This window comes from Bradyrhizobium sp., assembly GCF_030646015.1.
In the GTDB taxonomy this organism is placed as follows: Bacteria; Pseudomonadota; Alphaproteobacteria; order Rhizobiales; family Xanthobacteraceae; genus Bradyrhizobium.
Window position 1 is genome coordinate 1 of sequence record NZ_JAUSLT010000196.1, and the last position, 16,386, is coordinate 16,386.

Genomic DNA, 16,386 nt, shown 5'->3' on the forward strand with positions numbered 1-16,386 from the left:
GCGCCGTTCATGGTGCGCGATTTCAATCACTGGAAGTCCTACCGCGACAGCAAGCTGTTCCGCGACATCGCCAAGGGTTACGAGGACAAGACCAGGCACAAGATCGTCGCGCTGACCTATTACGGCGAGCGCATGGTCACCGCCAACAAGGAAATCAAGAAGCCCGAGGACATGAAGGGCATGAAGCTGCGGGTGCCGCCGGCACCGCTCTATCTGATGCTGGCGAAATCGGTCGGCGCCAACGCCACGCCGATCGCGTTCGCCGAGGTGTACCTCGCGCTGCAGCAGGGCACCGTCGACGGCCAGGAGAACCCGCTGCCGACCATCATGGCCAAGAAGTTCTACGAGGTGCAGAGCCACGTCATGCTGACCGGGCACATCATCGAATCGCTGCTGACCATCACCGGCACCCATGTCTGGTCGAAACTGTCGGATGCCGACAAGAAGGTGTTCGAGGAAGTGCTGGTGCAGGCGGCGGCCAAATCGTCGGATCAGATTCGTGAGTCCGAGCAGAAGATCGCGGACGAGCTGCGCAAGCTCGGCAAGACCGTGGTCACCGTCGATCGCGAAGCCTTCCGCAAGGCGGCGATCCCGCTGCACAACGACGCCTCGGCCGGCGCCGGCTGGACCCAGGCGCAATACGATGAATTTCAGGCGCTGAAGTAATAGCTCTCAACGGGTCGTCCCGGCGAACGCCGGGACCCATACGCCGTGTCGTTTCGGTAGCGCAAGGTGGCAGACACCTTTCGTCATCACCGGCGCCGCGGAGTATGGGCCCCCGCGTTCGCGGGGACGAGTTGCAGATCGTGCAAACGGACCTCCGCATGAACACCACCCCCAAATCCACCAACGCCGCGCCGTCCGACGACGTTCACCTGATCGTCGTCGAGGACGAAGAGGTCGTGATCGAGCACCATCCGGAGGACTGGATCGCATTCGTGCTGTTCTGGGCGCTCGCATTCATCGTCTTCCTGCAGTTCTTCACCCGCTATATCCTCAACGACAGCCTGGCCTGGACCGAGGAGATCGCGCGTTACGGCCTGATGTCGCTGGCGTTCATCGGCGGCGCGGTGGTGACGCGCAAGAAGGCGCATATTGCGGTCGAGCTGGTGTCGAATCTGATGGGGCCTGGCCCCGTTCGGGCTGCGCTGCTGGCGCTGGTCGATTTCATCACGCTCGGCTTCATGGGCCTGCTGGCGTATTTCTCGGTGACGATCGTCGAGCGCATGCATTCGCAGCCGATGACCGTGTTCGACATGCCGATGAGTCTGGTCTACGGCCTCGTCGGCCTCGGCTGCTTCATGATGCTGGCGCGCCAGATCCAGGTGGTCTGGAACAACGCGCGCGACGGCTGGCGGCGGGCACCCGACGTCACCGATCAAATTCACGCCGATTGAAAGCCGGGCTGACCGATGCCGATCCTGATTTTCGTCTTCTTTGCGACGTTGCTGGCCGGAATTCCCGTATTCATCGCGCTGGCGTTCTCGTCGCTGCTCTACACCCACTTCATCGCCGGGATTCCCGATTTCGTGATCCTGCACCGGATGGCGGGAGGGCTCGACAGTTTTCCGCTGCTGGCGGTGCCGTTCTTCATTCTCGCCGGCAATTTGATGAATTCCGCGGGGATCACCAACCGCATCTATGATTTCGCGGTGGCGACCTGCGGCTGGATGAAGGGCGGGCTCGCCCACGTCAACATCTTCGGATCGGTGATCTTCGCCGGCATGTCCGGCACCGCGATTGCCGACGCCGCCGGCCTCGGCACCATCGAGATCAAGGCGATGAAGGACCACGGCTACAGCACTGAATTCGCGGTCGGCGTCACCGCAGCCTCCGCCACGCTCGGTCCGATCATTCCGCCGTCGCTGCCGTTCGTGATCTACGGCATGATGGGCAACGTCTCGATCGGCGCGCTGTTTCTCGGCGGCTTCATCCCCGGCGTCGTCATGACGCTCTTCATGATGCTCTATGTCAGCTATTGCGCGCGGCGTTACGGCATGGGCCGGGATCAGTCGTTTCGCTGGGACGTTCTGTTCAAGACCTTCATCGCGGCTCTGCCGGCGCTGATGACGCCGGTTATCATCGTCGGCGGCATGACCTTCGGCTGGTTCACGCCGACTGAAGCCGCGATCGCGGCGTGCACCTGGGCGCTGATGCTCGGCATCTTCCTGTACCGTTCGCTGTCGCTGAAGCAGTTCTACAAGGTCACGATGGACACCATCGAGACCACGTCCGGTGTACTGCTGATCGTTGCCGCGGCCTCGCTGTTCGGCTGGGTGTTGACGACGACGCGCCTGACGGAAGCCGGCGCCGAGGCGCTGCTGCAGCTGACCGACAACAAATACATCATCCTGCTCCTGATCAACGTGCTGCTGCTCATCGTCGGCTGCTTCCTGGAGCCGATCGCATCGATCAGCATTCTGGTGCCGGTGCTGATGCCGATCATCCTCAAAGTGGGTATCCACCCGGTTCATTTCGGCGTGGTGATGACGCTCAATCTGATGATCGGACTGTTGCATCCACCGCTCGGCATGGTGCTGTTCGTCTTATCGAGAATTGCAAAACTGTCGATCGAGCGGACCACCATGGCGATTCTGCCCTGGCTGATACCGCTCATGATGTCGCTGATCGCGATCACGATGATCCCCGAACTGACGCTGTGGCTGCCGCGCACCATGGGGATGTTGAAGTAGTTAGTTTCCCCCGCGACGACCCATGGAGAGTACGGCTTCAATCTCCGCCGCTGTTGGCATCGACGGCGCGGCGCCCATGCGCTGCACGCAGATCGAGGCGGCGGCGTTGGCGTAATCCAGCGCGTCGCCAATGGATTGGCCGCCAGCAAGCAGCGCTGCGACCGCGCCGACAAAACAATCGCCGGCGCCGGTGGTATCGACAGCCTTCACCGTTCGGCCCGCAACGATCGTTGGTTCGCCATTGATGAGCGCCAGCACGCCACGCTTGCCCAGGGTCACGCAGATGATGCTGTCATTGCCGATCGGCAGCGAACGCGCGGCCTCGATGAAGCGCGCGGGATCGTCGGTGTCGCGAAGCTCGGTCTTTGTCAGCAGGCTGAGTTCGGTTTCATTGAGGATCAGGATATCGACGAGCTCGAGCAGTTCAGCGCCGAATTCGACGGCGGGCGCCGGATTGAGGATGGTGGTCGCGCCGGCGGCACGGGCGCGTTTGAAGAAGGCGCCGATCGTGGGCAGCGGAATCTCGAACTGGCTGACCGCGATGTCGCCTTTGGCGAGGACAGGCGAGGCGACATCGGCGGTGCTCACCAGCGCATTGGCGCCGGGAATGACGACGATGGTGTTGTCGGTATTGGCTGTCGTGATGACGGCCGTTCCGGTCTGGGCGCCAGCGGCTGCCTGCACAAAACTCAGGTCTACCCCCTGCGCGCCGAGGAACGCCTTCAACTGATCGCCGAATGCATCCGTGCCGAGTCGGCCGATCAGCGTCGTCGGGGCGCCGAGCTTTGCGGCTGATACCGCCTGGTTGGCGCCCTTGCCGCCGGGAAAGTAAAGCAGCGCGGTGCCGGCGACGGTCTCGCCGATGCGGGGATGCCGGTCGGCCGTCGCCACCACATCCATGTTGATGCTGCCGGCAACGAAGACGCGGCCCATGCTTTATCCCCAGGAAGTCCGACGAGAGGTAATGCGAGAGGTGATCAGACCCGGACACCAAACTCCTGCCTGACGGCTTCGATGTCGGGCAGCGTCGGCAATCCGGCTTCGTTGCCGAGGCGCTGGATCTTGTAGGTCGAGGCTGCGCGCGCGAACTCGAAATGGTCGTGCCAGCTTTTGCCGGGATTGGCGAGATAGGAATAGACATAGGCGCCATGGAACACGTCGCCGGCGCCGTTGGTGTCGAGCACGCGCTCGCGCGGGATCGGCAGCGCGGGAAGGGTGTGAACCGCGCCGGTCTCGTCGTACCAGAGCAGGCCTTTTTCACCGAGGGTGACGCCGCCGACCCGGCAGCCGCGGCTCTTGAGATAATCCAGCATCTTCTCCGGCGTCATATCCATCTGCTCGCACAGCCGCTCGGCGACGATGGCGACGTCGATGAATTCCAGCAGCTCGTGGGTGTTGGTGCGCAGGCCGCCGCCGTCGAGCGAGGTCAGGATCCCGGCCTCGCGGCACAGTCTGGCGTAATGGATCGCGGCGTCGGGCTGGTGACCGTCGACATGCAGCGCGCGGCAGCCGCCGAGGTTCAACAGCGGGAAGGGATGGATATGCTCGTCGTCGCGGCAGCGCACGATCGCCCGCTTGCCGTCCTTCGGCATGATGAAGGACAGCGAGGACGAATTGACCTTGCGCGGATGGATCGAGATTCCGTACTTCGCGCTCATGTCCTGGAACATGCGTCCCAGCCAGTCATTGGCGACGGTGGCGATCAGGTCGGGTATGATGCCGAGCTTGGCGCAGCAGAATGCCGCGGTGACCGCGTTGCCGCCGAACGAGACCGCGTAGGCGGAAGCGACATGCTTCTCGTCGCCGGTCGGCATATGGTCGGTGATGAAGGTTACGTCGATATAGGTCTGTCCGATGAAGAGCGCCTGCATAAATCTGTCCGTGGTGGCTGAGGGGTGGTCCCGGCCGGCAGCGATACATTAGCACCGCTTATGGCGGACTATTCGCTGAAATTATTCGCAAGCGTGCCACCTTAATCGCTTGAGATAACCGCAGGGCGGGACTACGACCGTGCTGAAGTGTCGTCGGCGTGCAGCCGGGCTAACGGCCTGTGCCGCTCCGGGTTCCTGCCAGCAGGACAAAAGGGGAGGGAACGATGACCGTCTATTCCGGTCCGGTGTTCGAGATGGCGGTCAACCAGTTCGGGGTGATCGCCAATCATCTGTCGATCCCGATGGACGAGCGCGACCGCCTGCTGCTGCCGAAGCGGGCGGTGATCATCTCCTGTCCGATCCATCGCGACGACGGCTCGATCACGGTGTTCGAAGGCTACCGGGTGCAGCACCATCTCACGCTCGGCCCGACCAAGGGCGGCACCCGGTTTGCCCCGTCCGTCGATATCGGCGAGGTGGCGGCGCTGGCGATCTGGATGAGCTGGAAATGCGCGCTTGTGGGGCTGCCCTATGGCGGCGCCAAGGGCGGCGTCCGGGTCGATCTGTCCACCATTTCGAAGCGCGAACTGGAGTCGCTTTCGCGGCGCTACATGCAGGAAATGATCCCGTTCGTAGGTCCCCATACCGACGTGATGGCGCCGGACATGGGCACCAATGAGCAGGTGATGGCCTGGTTCATGGACACCTATTCGATGTATCAGGGCCGCACCGTGACCGAGATCGTCACCGGCAAGCCGGTGGCCTCCGGCGGCACGCTGGGACGCCGCGAAGCTACCGGGCGCGGCGTCGCACATCTCGCCAAGCGCGTGCTGAATGAATTATCGATCAGCCTGAATGGCGCCACCGCCGTGATCCAGGGCTTCGGCAATGTGGGCTCCTACGCGGCGCTGGAGTTGCAGCAGTTCGGCCTCAAGGTGATCGCGGTCAGCGATCACACCGGCGCGCTGCACGATCCGGCCGGCCTCGATATCCCGGCGCTGATGCGGCACGCGGGCAAGCACGGCAGCATCGCCGGCTTTTCCAGCCAGCTGCAATTCGATCCCGCTGATATCCTGACGCTGCCCTGCGACGTGCTGGTGCCGGCGGCGATGGAACGCGTGATCGACGCCAAGGTCGCGGAAAACCTGAAATGCCGGGTGCTGGCGGAAGGCGCCAACGGCCCGACCACACCGGACGCCGACCTCGTGCTGGAGAAGCGCCAGGACGAGGTCTTCCTGATTCCCGACGTCCTCTGCAACGCTGGCGGTGTCATTGTCAGCTATTTCGAATGGGTGCAGGACTTGCAGCAACTGTTCTGGGAAGAAGAGGAAGTGACGCGGCGCGAATATCAGATCCTCGACCGCGCCTTCGACACGATGGTGGCGCGCGCCAGGGCCGACAATATCCCGCACCGGACCGCCGCCATGGCGATCGGCGTGGAAAAAGTCCGCGCCGCCAAGAACACCCGTGGACTTTTTCCGTGATCAGCGGGCTCGACCACGTCGTCATTCTGGTCAGCGACCTCGCTGCCGCGGCCACGGCCTACCAGACCCTGTTCGCGCGTACGCCGGCGTGGCGCAGCAGCGGCGACGGCGCCGAGCGGGTGCTGTTCACGCTCGACAACATGACGCTGGAACTGATGTCGCCCGCCGGCGAGGGCGCCACCGCGGAGCGGATCCGCAACGTCATTGCGAAGCAGGGCGAGGGGCTGGCCAGCCTGTGCTTCCGCACCATTGATATTGACAAGATGTATCGCCGGCTGGAGCGACTGTCGCTCAAGCCCGAACCGGTCGCGGAGGCCGACAGCCAGGATACCGAGACCGGCGCGACGCTGTCGTGGAAGCGGACCCGGGCTGCGACCGACGCCACGCGCGGCGTGCGGCTGTTCTTCCTCGAATTGCCCAGGGAGCGCCCGCTGTCGGTGCGCACCGGGGCAGCCTCGATCACCGCGATGGATCACGTCGTGGTCGCGACCGGCGATCCCGAACAGGCGGCGGCACTGTACGGCGCACGGCTCGGGCTCGACATGCGGTTCGACCGTTCGCATCCGGACTGGGGCCGGCTGATGTTTTTCCGCTGCGGCGACCTTGTCGTCGAGGTCGTGCACAGGCCCGGCAACGGTCTCGATGCCACGCGCGACCGGCTGTGGGGCCTGAGCTGGCGCGTCGCCGACGCCGATGCAACACGGGCCCGGCTCGCCGCCGCCGGCGTCGACGTGTCCGAGGTGCGTACCGGCCGCAAGCCGGGCACGCGGGTGGTCACCGTGCGCAGCGGCACCTGCGGCATCCCCACGCTGCTGGTGGAGCGGTCGGCGGGGGTGTAATACCCTCCCCTGGAGGGGGAGGGTCGACGCGAATGAAATGAGCGGCGGGGTGGGGTGACAGTCTATCGTTTCGGGCGGCGTTCGCGTTGAGGGACCGTCACCCCACCCCGTCTCGCATCTTGCGATGCGAGCCGACCCTCCCCCTCCAGGGTAGGGTAAGAAGCGCTCCACAATTCACACTCTCACCGGGCACCCATCTTGGCCAAGGCAAAGCAAGCTCTGAAATGGCAGCGCGATCCCGAGGGCATGCGGATTCGCATCCTGGAGGCCGCCAAGCAGGAATTTGCCGCCCATGGCCTGGCCGGCGCGCGGGTCGACCGCATCGCGGCCAAGGCCGGCGCCAACAAGCGCATGCTGTATTACCACGTCGGCAAGAAGGACGATCTCTATCTCGCGGTGCTCGAAGGCGCCTATGAGCAGATCCGGGCCGAGGAGCGCGGGCTCGATCTCGAACACCTCGATCCGCCCGACGCAATCGAGCGGTTGATCGGCTTCACCTGGAATTATTTCATCAGGAACCCGGAATTCCTTGCGCTCTTGAACACCGAAAACCTCGCCAAGGCGCGCCATCTGAAGCGATCCACAAAAGTCAAATCGATGCATTCGCCGTTCGTCGAGATGATCCGCACCGTGGTGAGGCGCGGCGTCGAAAGCGGCGATTTCGTCGTCGCGGTCGATCCGGTGCAGCTTTACATCTCGATCGCGGCGCTGTGCTTTTTCTACCTCTCGAACTCGGCGACGCTGAGCGTGATTTTTGGTCGCGACCTGCTGGGCAAGGAAGCCAAAGACGAGCGGCTGGCGCACATGGTCGCGCTGGTTCTGGCGGCGCTGACCGGGAAATCGGCGGCCAGTTTTGGCAAGGGCAAGACGCCGAAGGCGCGTGCGGCGGTGCAGCAGCCGGCGTGATTGGATCTGCATCGGCGGGCGAAAGCGATAGTTCCCCCTTGTTAATATTACGTTTTAACCAAACGTTAATTATGTATTTGTGGGCGCCGGGGCGTAGGCCTAGCCTGCGTTGGGGGACTGCTCAGTAACCAACGGGTGAGTGCGTACCATGGCGTATCGGATGTATGGGGCGTTGATCGCCCTCCTCAGCGTCGCAGTGCTGATACTTGCGGCGAACGACAGTTTCGCCAGGTCGGCGCAAGCAGGGCCCCGTGCCGGCGTTGCTTCGACGCATTCGTTTCCCCGAGCGCCGTTCGTCGGGCATCACCGGCGAGGCCATCCCGGAGCGTTCTGGCCTGGAGGCTATGCCTATGGGCCGTCGTCCTATGGCGAACAACCCATGGCGGCGGACGTCAATCAGACGATCAAGGGCGACATCCGTTATACCTACACCCAGGATGTTCCCTGGGATTGGCCGCATCGCTTTCCGCCGATGGTCACACCTTCCGACCGGCCCTATGTGCAGAGTTGTCCCTCCGAGACCGTCACCGTTCCCGGCCGCAACGGCGCGGAGCGGACCGTCAATATCATGCGCTGCTACTAGTTCAGTCTCGTAGCCCGGATGGAGCCAGCGGCCGGCGCAACGCGCCGTCCGATGTCGCAATCCGGGTTTGAACGTGGCGCTGGCCCCGGATTTCGCAAGCGCTCCATCCGGGCTACGGATTCTTCGAGTTTCAAACAGCCTATCAACGTCATTGGGAGCCAACGGGTCGCGCGTTGCACGCCCGATGACTGGCTCCGTGCGCGCATTCAGCGGCCGCGCATCCGTGGACCGGGCACGCACCAAAATTGCCCCCCGCCCCCCCTAGACAGTATTTATCCAACAAGTTAATTTGTCCGCCAAGACGTCCAAACGAGACGATCAACCAGGGAGCGAAGCGTGGCGGAGCCGAAAGGCCCAGGAGCGGTGTCCAGGGCGCTGAACGCGGCGTGGGTTCGGCCGGTTTTGTTCCTGCTGTTCATCGTGGTGGCCTGGGATCTCACCATCCGGCTGTTCCGGATTCCGCCGTATCAAATCCCGGCGCCCGGCGACGTGCTGGCGGTGCTGTGGAGCGACTGGCCGGAACTGCTGCGGCAGGCCTGGCCGACCACCTATGCGACGATCTGCGGCTTTCTGTTGTCGGCGCTGTTCGGCATTCCCGTCGCCATGCTGATCGCGGGATCGAAGACGGTCGAAAGCTACATCTATCCGCTGCTGGTGTTCTCGCAGTCGGTGCCGAAGATCGCGATCGCGCCGTTGTTCGTGGTCTGGTTCGGGTTCGGCATCATTCCGAAAGTCATTTCGGCGTTCCTGCTCGGGTTTTTTCCGGTGGTGGTGTCGGCGGTGCAGGGGTTCAAGTCGGTCGATCCCGACATGGTCGATCTCGCGCGCGCCATGCAGGGCAGCCGCTTCAAGGTGTTTTGCGCGGTCAACCTGCCGCATGCGATGCCGGCGATTTTCTCCGGCCTGAAAGTTTCGGTGACGCTGGCGGTGGTCGGCGCCGTGGTCGGCGAATTCGTCGGCTCCAATTCGGGCATCGGCTACGTGCTGCAGCGTTCGATCGGCACGTTCGATCTGCCGACGATGTTCGCGGCGCTGGTGATCCTGGCGCTGCTCGGCGTGGTGCTGTTCTGGATCGTCGATCGCATCGAGCGCTTTGTAATTCCCTGGCATGTCAGCCAGCGCGACGAGTTCTTGTTTGCGGCGTGAGATCAAGAGAGAAAAGCGGCCCGCGAAGGGCTGTGATAAAACACCAAACGGGAGGAATGACATGGTGCGATTTCTGACGGCATTCTCGGCGGCCCTGATCTGGACGGCGTTGGCGGTAGTTCCCGCAGCGGCGGCCGACAAGGTGGTGCTGATGCTGAACTGGTACGTCTATGGCGAACACGCGCCGTTCTATTACGGCAAGGCCAAGGGCATCTATGCCGCCGAAGGCATCGATCTCGAAATCCAGGAAGGCCGCGGCTCGGCCGCGACCACGCAGGCGGTCGCGGCCAAGACCGCCCACTTCGGCTATGTCGACGTGCCCACCATGATGCGCGCGGCGGTCAAGGGCGCGCCGATCGTCTCCACCGGCGTGCTGCTGCAGACCAGCCCGATGTCGGCGATGGGCTTTGTCGAGAAGAACATCAGGAAGCCCGAGGATATCAAGGGCAAGACGGTGGCGATTACGCCGGCGGATTCCATGACCCAGATCTGGCCGCTGTTCCTGAAGAAGACCGGGTTGAAGGAAGCCGACTTCAAGACGGTGGCCGGCGACGGCCAGACCAAGCTCAACGCCGTGATCAACGGCCAGGCGGACCTCTTGCTCGGCTACGTCATGGACCAGTCGATGAAGATCAAGGACGCCACCGGCAAGGACGTCTACCCGATCAAGTTCGCCGACTACGGCATCAACATGATCTGTTCGGGCCTGGTCGCCAACACCGACTACGTCAAGGCCAATCCCGACCTCGTCAAGCGCTTCATGTCGGCCTCGACCAAGGCGGTCGAAGCCGCCGAGAAGGACCCCAAGGGCGCGGCGCAGGCGATCCTCGACGCCAATCCGAAGGGCGGCAAGATCGAAACGCTGACCCAGGGTTTTGAGCTGACGATCCCGCTGTACCGCACGGCGGAAACCAAGGGCAAGCGGCCGTTCCAGGTCACCGACGCCAACATGACCGACAGCGTCAATTTGATGGTCGAGTATGGCGGCCTCGAAGCCAAGGCCAAGGATAACCCGAAGGCGTTTTATACGAACGACTATCTGCCGAAGTAGGGCAGGCGCGCCTTACCCTCCCCTGGAGGGGTCGAGACGAGCGAAGCTCGCTCTTGGGTCGACGCGAATGCAATGAGCGGCGGGGTGGGGTGAAAGTCTCTCACCTCGAACGGTGCCTGAGTCGAAAGACCGTCACCCCACCCCGTCTCGCATCTGCGATGCGAGCCGACCCTCCCCCTTCAGGGGAGGGTAAGTCAGAACGGATCTCTCTGAATGAACGCAGCGACCAGCCCAGCCGTTACAAATCCATCAGCCGCGCATCTTCGCGTGGTGTCCGACCGCGCGGCCGGCGACGGCAAGTCCGGCATCACACTGTCCGGCGTATCAAAAACCTACCGCTCCCGCGATGGCGAGGTGGTGTCGCTGAAGCCGCTGGACTTCCACATCAATGCCGGCGAGTTCTTTGTCGTGGTCGGTCCGTCCGGCTGCGGCAAGTCCACCTTGCTGAAAATGATTTCCGGCCTTCTGGCGCCCTCGACCGGTGAGGTGTTCGTCGAAGGCGAGGCGGTGACAAAACCGCATGGCAATGTCGGCATCGTGTTCCAGAATTCGCTGCTGCTGCCGTGGCGCAACATCCTCGCCAACGTGATGCTGCCGATCGACATGAAGGGGCTGCCGCGCGACAAATACCTGCCGCGCGCGAAAGGTCTGTTGAAGCTGGTCGGGCTCGAAGGTTTCGAGAAGAAGCTGCCGTGGCAGTTGTCCGGCGGCATGCAGCAGCGGGCTTCGATCTGCCGGGCGCTGGTGCACGATCCCAAGATCATGCTGATGGATGAGCCGTTCGGCGCGCTCGACGCCATGACGCGCGAGCGCATGAATGTCGAGCTGATGCGGATCCAGCGCGAGACCGGCAAGACCGTACTCTTGATCACGCATTCGATTCCCGAGGCCGTGTTCCTCGCCGACCGCGTGCTGGTGATGACCGAACGGCCGGGCTCGATCGCGGCGATCTATGACGTGCCGCTGCCGCGGCCACGTTCGCTCGACGCCATGGCCGATCCCGTTTTCACCGAACTGGTACAGCGCATCCGCAAGCATTTCTTCACCCAGAGCACGCTGGACTAAGGCAGGGACATCATGCCGCCACGTATCGCCGTGCGGGATATTTCGCTTTTCGAGCGGCCGGTTCCATTCTCAAAACCGTTCCGGTTCGGCAGTGTGGTGATCAACGCCTCGGCGCAGGCGTTCGTGCGCGCCGAAATCGAGATCGAAGACAAGGGCAAGGAAAAGAGTACGTCGGTCGGCGCCAGCGCCGAGCTGATGGCCTCGAAATGGTTCGACAAGCGCGCGCATCTGACCCCGCCGCAGACCGTCGACGAATTGCGCCGCTCGCTGGCGATCGCGCGCGATCTTTATCTGGCGCGATCCGGATTCGACACGGCTTTCGGGCACCACGCCGCTGTCATCGCCGCGCAGGTCGAGGCCTGCGCGAAGGAGGACATCCCGCCGCTCGCCGCCGGCTTCGGGCCGGCGGAAATCGACAAGGCGATCCTGGATGCGCTGCTGCGCGGGCTTGGCGTGAACTTCTTTGACGGCATGGCGCAAAATATCGCCGGGATCAATGCCCGGCTATCGCCTGACCTCGGCGATGCCGACATCGCGCAATTCCTTCGCGGGCGCCAGCGGCTGGAACGCGTCGCGATCCGGCACACGGTCGGCATGGACGATCAGATCGAGGGCGAGGGCGGCGTCGCCGACGTCAGGGAAAACGCCGGAGCCCGCTATTTCAAGCTCAAGCTCAACGGTGATCCCGAGGCCGACGCGGCGCGGCTGATCCGGATCGGCAATGAGTTGACCACGCTGCCGCATGACTACAGCGTCACGCTGGACGCCAACGAGCAATATGCCGATCTCATGGCACTTGGGGCGCTGGTCGAGCGGCTCGACCGCGATGCCGCGCTAAAACCGATTGCGATCAAATTACTGTATATCGAGCAGCCGATGCCGCGCGACAGTTTCAGGCAGTCGCCACTCGGTGCGCTTTCGCGGCGCGACATCATCATCGACGAGGCCGACGATAGCTACGACGCTTTCCCGGCCGCCCGCGCGCTCGGCTATCGCGGCATCTCCTCGAAATCCTGCAAGGGCATCTACAAGTCTGTCGTCAACGCCACCCGCGCTGCCAGATGGAGCGCGGATGGCGAGCGGTTTTTCATCTCGGGCGAGGACCTGACCTGCCAGGCCGGCCTCGGCGTGCAGCAGGATCTGGCGCTCGGCGCGCTGATCGGCGTCACCCATGCCGAGCGCAACGGCCATCATTATGTCGACGGCTTTGCCGATACCCCGGCGGCCGAGGCCGAAGCGTTCCTGTCGGCGCATCCCGATCTCTACATGCGCGACGGCGCAACGATCCGGCTCGCGATCCATGACGGCGATCTCCTGACGGGATCGCTGACGGCGCCGGGCTTCGCCTCGAAAGTTCATCCGGAGTGGACGGCGCTGTCGCCGCTCCAGCAACCAAAAGCAAAAACCCTGCAGGAGCAATCAATATGACGACGCACCGCCTCGGCGTGATCATGAACGGTGTCACCGGCCGCATGGGGCTGAACCAGCATCTGATCCGCTCGATTATCGCGATCCGCGATTCCGGCGGCGTGCTGCTCGGCAATGGCGATCGGATGATTCCGGATCCGATTCTGGTCGGCCGCGACGCGGAAAAAATCGAAGGACTGGCCAGGCGTTTCAATGTGACGCGCTGGACCACCGACCTCGATGGCGCCCTGCGCGACGAGACCGACACCATCTTCTTCGACGCCGCCACCACGCAGGCGCGGCCGTCGCTGCTGACCAAGGCGATCAATGCCGGCAAGCACGTCTACTGCGAGAAGCCGATCGCGACCAACCTCGACGAGGCCGTGGCGGTGCTGAAGCTCGCCGCCGCCAAGGGCGTCAAGCACGGCACGGTGCAGGACAAGCTGTTCCTGCCCGGCCTGAAGAAGCTCGCTTTCCTGCGCGATTCCGGCTTCTTCGGCCGGATACTCTCGGTACGCGGCGAATTCGGCTACTGGGTGTTCGAGGGCGACTGGCAGGAAGCGCAGCGGCCGTCGTGGAATTACCGCAGCGAGGACGGCGGCGGCATCATTCTGGACATGGTCTGCCACTGGCGCTACGTGCTCGACAATCTGTTCGGCGACGTCGAAAGCGTCAGCTGCCTCGGCACCACTGACATTCCGGACCGCTGGGACGAAAAGGGTAAGAGGTACAAGGCGACGGCGGACGATTCCGCCTACGCCACCTTCAAGCTGAAGGGCGGTGTAATCGCGCATATCAACATGTCCTGGGTGACGCGGGTCTACCGCGATGATCTCGTAACCTTCCAGGTTGACGGCACCCACGGTTCGGCCGTGGCGGGGCTTTCCGACTGCGTGATCCAGGCCCGCCAGGCGACGCCGCGCCCGGTATGGAACCCGGACGAGAAGCGGACCCACGATTTCTATGGCGATTGGCAAAAGCTGCCGGAGAACACGACCTACGACAACGGTTTCAAGGAGCAGTGGGAAATGTTCATCCGCCATGTCTGTGAAGACGCGCCCTACAAGTATACGCTGCTGGAAGGCGCCAAGGGCGTGCAACTCGCCGAATGCGCGCTGCAGAGCTGGCGCGAGCGGCGCTGGATCGACGTCGCCCCGATCAAGGTGTGAGGAGAGGGATCATGAACAAGCCGGTTATGCCCGTCTCGTCGTATCAGCTGAAGCTGCCGAAGGCGGATCGTTCGATCGAAACCTATCGGCTGGCGGCGTCGCGCACGTTTCCTCAAAAACTCGAGGGCACGCTCAACCGCGTGGCGTTCTCCGCCGCCCATGTGGTGGCCGATCCGCTCGCCGACGTCGATCCCTGGCTGAACGCCGCTGTGGACTGGGACCGCACCATCGCCTTCCGCGAGCACATCTGGGACCTCGGTCTCGGCGTCGCCGAAGCCATGGACACCGCGCAGCGTGGCATGGGGCTGGACTGGCCGACCTCGCTGGAACTGATCCAGCGCTCGGTGCGCGCGGCGAAGGCGAGGGGCGGCGCGCTGGTGTTTTCCGGCGCCGGCACCGATCACCTCGCGGTGGAGGATGCCAGGACCATCGACGACGTGATCCGCGCCTATGAGGAGCAGATCGCGGCGGTCGAGAAGGCCGGCGGGCGCATCATCCTGATGGCGTCGCGGGCTCTCGCAAAGCTCGGCCGCAGCGCCGACGACTACGCCAAGGTCTATAACCGCGTGCTGTCGCAGGTCCGCGAGCCCGTGATCATCCACTGGCTCGGCGACATGTTCGACCCGGCGCTGGCGAACTATTGGGGCACCAAAAGCCTCGATACCGCGATGGATATCGCGGTCGGCATCATCAATGGCAACGCTTCCAAGGTCGACGGCGTCAAAGTCTCGTTGCTCGACAAGCAGCGCGAAATCGACATGCGCCGCCGGCTCGATCCCAAGGTGAAGATGTATACCGGCGACGATTTCAATTACGCCGAATTGATCGCCGGCGACGACAAGGGCTTTTCCCACGCGCTGCTCGGCATCTTCGACGCCATTGCACCGGCGGCGTCCTACGCGCTGTCGCGGCTTTCGGCCGGCGACCAAGCCGGCTTCCACGACGTGCTCGGCCCGACGGTGCCGCTGTCGCGCCACATCTTCAAGGCGCCCACGCGCTTCTACAAGACCGGCATCGTCTTCATGGCGTATCTCAACGGCCATCAGGACCACTTCACGATGGTCGGCGGACAGGAGAGCACGCGCTCGACGCTGCATCTGGCCGAGCTGTTCCGGCTGGCGGACCAGGCGGGATTGCTTTCCAACCCTGAACTGGCGACGCGGCGGATCAAGGCGGTGCTCAGCTTGCGCGGTATCGAGGCGTGATGCGGGATTTTTCGGCCGACCATCGCTGGCTGTCGCTGAACACCGCGACGGTCCGCAAGCAGGGCGACCTCATCGAGATCATCGACGCCTGCGCGCGGCATGGCATCCGCGCCATCGATCCCTGGCGCGACCAGGTCGCGGCGGTCGGACTCGACCGCGCGGCGCGCGCGGTGCGCGACGCCGGGCTGGAACTGACGGGCTATTGCCGCGGCGGCATGTTCACGGCAGACGCCGCGCACCGCACCGAGGCGCGTGACGACAACCGCCGCGCGGTCGACGAGGCCAAGGCGCTCGGCGCGCCCTGCATCGTGCTGGTGGCCGGCGGCCTGCCGCAATATTCGCGGCCGGGCAGTGCGGTTTCAAAAGACATCGCGGAGGCACGGACGCAGGTCGACGACGCCATCGCCGAGATGATGGAATATGCAAGGCAGGCAAACATGCCGCTGGCGATCGAGCCGTTGCATCCGGCCTATGCCGCCGACCGCGCCTGCGTCAACACGACAAAACAGGCGCTCGATATCTGCGACCGGCTCGATTCCGCCCGCACCGGCGCGCTTGGCGTCGCGCTCGACGTCTATCACATCTGGTGGGACCCGGAATTGCTGCCGCAGATCGCGCGCGCCGGAAAGGACCGGATTCTGGCGTTCCACGTCTGCGACTGGCTGGTGCCGACCAAAGACATCCTCAACGATCGCGGGATGATGGGCGACGGCGTGATCGACATCAAATCGGTGCGGGCCGCGGTCGAGGCGCAGGGCTTTGCCGGCTATTCCGAGATCGAAATCTTTTCGGAAGTCTGGTGGAGCCGGCCGATGGACGAGGTGCTGCGGATCTGCATCGAGCGGCATCGCTCGGTGGTATGAGCTCACGCCATTCTGCATTGGGGCATTGCCGTCGCGGGCCGCGCCCAGCCCTTGCGGTTCGTCCCAACCTTGTTGATATCAGTTTGGTCGGCGAAACCGCCGGC

16 protein-coding genes are annotated in these 16,386 nt (G+C 63.8%); 14 read left to right on the plus strand and 2 right to left on the minus strand.

All coding sequences use genetic code 11. The annotated features are described in order from the left end of the window. The 3 genes from dctP to Q7T45_RS27920 all read left to right on the plus strand — a co-directional run. On the plus strand, window positions 1–666 hold a 666-nt coding region (dctP, locus tag Q7T45_RS27910; protein WP_304875321.1), incomplete at its 5' end, for a TRAP transporter substrate-binding protein DctP. A gap of 158 nt (window positions 667–824) precedes the next feature. Beyond that, window positions 825–1,397, plus strand: a complete 573-nt coding sequence (locus tag Q7T45_RS27915) for a TRAP transporter small permease (RefSeq protein ID WP_304875323.1) — start codon at window positions 825–827, stop codon at window positions 1,395–1,397. A gap of 15 nt (window positions 1,398–1,412) precedes the next feature. Further along, the gene (locus Q7T45_RS27920; RefSeq protein WP_304875324.1) at window positions 1,413–2,693 is read left to right on the plus strand and encodes a TRAP transporter large permease; all 1,281 of its coding nucleotides are present in this window, start codon (window positions 1,413–1,415) and stop codon (window positions 2,691–2,693) included. Here the strand turns inward: Q7T45_RS27920 and Q7T45_RS27925 are convergent, their stop codons facing one another. Both Q7T45_RS27925 and Q7T45_RS27930 read right to left on the minus strand, forming a co-directional pair. Continuing rightward, entirely contained in the window at window positions 2,694–3,626 is a 933-nt protein-coding gene (locus tag Q7T45_RS27925; protein ID WP_304875326.1) for a ribokinase, read from the minus strand. It lies immediately after the preceding gene. A 44-nt stretch (window positions 3,627–3,670) separates the two neighbouring features. Continuing rightward, window positions 3,671–4,564 carry a sugar kinase gene (locus tag Q7T45_RS27930; RefSeq protein WP_304875328.1) on the minus strand — a complete coding sequence of 298 codons (894 nt, stop codon included), beginning with the start codon at window positions 4,562–4,564 and terminating at the stop codon, window positions 3,671–3,673. A gap of 224 nt (window positions 4,565–4,788) precedes the next feature. On the opposite strand from Q7T45_RS27930, the gene Q7T45_RS27935 reads away from it, so the two are divergent. From Q7T45_RS27935 to Q7T45_RS27985, 11 genes are all read left to right on the plus strand, one after another. Next, window positions 4,789–6,048 carry a Glu/Leu/Phe/Val dehydrogenase gene (locus Q7T45_RS27935; protein ID WP_304875329.1) on the plus strand — a complete coding sequence of 420 codons (1,260 nt, stop codon included), beginning with the start codon at window positions 4,789–4,791 and terminating at the stop codon, window positions 6,046–6,048. After that, window positions 6,045–6,887 carry a VOC family protein gene (locus Q7T45_RS27940; RefSeq protein WP_304875330.1) on the plus strand — a complete coding sequence of 281 codons (843 nt, stop codon included), beginning with the start codon at window positions 6,045–6,047 and terminating at the stop codon, window positions 6,885–6,887. Before Q7T45_RS27935 ends, Q7T45_RS27940 begins: the two co-directional genes overlap by 4 nt. A 198-nt stretch (window positions 6,888–7,085) precedes the next feature. Then, window positions 7,086–7,793, plus strand: coding sequence for a TetR/AcrR family transcriptional regulator (locus tag Q7T45_RS27945; protein WP_304875331.1), 708 nt, complete (start codon window positions 7,086–7,088; stop codon window positions 7,791–7,793). Between the two features lie 148 nt (window positions 7,794–7,941). After that, window positions 7,942–8,376 (plus strand): hypothetical protein, encoded by a 435-nt coding sequence (locus Q7T45_RS27950; protein WP_304875332.1) that lies wholly within the window; start codon window positions 7,942–7,944, stop codon window positions 8,374–8,376. A 336-nt stretch (window positions 8,377–8,712) separates the two neighbouring features. Beyond that, window positions 8,713–9,522 (plus strand): ABC transporter permease, encoded by an 810-nt coding sequence (locus Q7T45_RS27955; protein ID WP_304875334.1) that lies wholly within the window; start codon window positions 8,713–8,715, stop codon window positions 9,520–9,522. Between the two features lie 61 nt (window positions 9,523–9,583). Continuing rightward, window positions 9,584–10,573, plus strand: a complete 990-nt coding sequence (locus Q7T45_RS27960) for an ABC transporter substrate-binding protein (RefSeq protein WP_304875336.1) — start codon at window positions 9,584–9,586, stop codon at window positions 10,571–10,573. 213 nt (window positions 10,574–10,786) lie between these two features. Further along, a complete protein-coding gene (locus Q7T45_RS27965; RefSeq protein WP_304875338.1) occupies window positions 10,787–11,638 on the plus strand; it encodes an ABC transporter ATP-binding protein in 852 nt (283 codons plus the stop codon). Window positions 11,639–11,650: 12 nt separating this feature from the next. Beyond that, window positions 11,651–13,066: a hypothetical protein gene (locus Q7T45_RS27970; RefSeq protein WP_304875340.1), complete on the plus strand. Its 1,416-nt coding sequence runs from the start codon at window positions 11,651–11,653 to the stop codon at window positions 13,064–13,066. Further along, window positions 13,063–14,214, plus strand: coding sequence for a Gfo/Idh/MocA family protein (locus Q7T45_RS27975; protein ID WP_304875342.1), 1,152 nt, complete (start codon window positions 13,063–13,065; stop codon window positions 14,212–14,214). The genes Q7T45_RS27970 and Q7T45_RS27975 overlap by 4 nt, the downstream gene beginning before the upstream one ends. Before the next feature lie 11 nt (window positions 14,215–14,225). After that, the gene (locus Q7T45_RS27980) at window positions 14,226–15,419 is read left to right on the plus strand and encodes a dihydrodipicolinate synthase family protein (protein ID WP_304875344.1); all 1,194 of its coding nucleotides are present in this window, start codon (window positions 14,226–14,228) and stop codon (window positions 15,417–15,419) included. Next, a complete protein-coding gene (locus Q7T45_RS27985) occupies window positions 15,419–16,282 on the plus strand; it encodes a sugar phosphate isomerase/epimerase (RefSeq protein WP_304875346.1) in 864 nt (287 codons plus the stop codon). Before Q7T45_RS27980 ends, Q7T45_RS27985 begins: the two co-directional genes overlap by 1 nt. The last annotated feature ends 104 nt before the right edge of the window (window positions 16,283–16,386 follow it).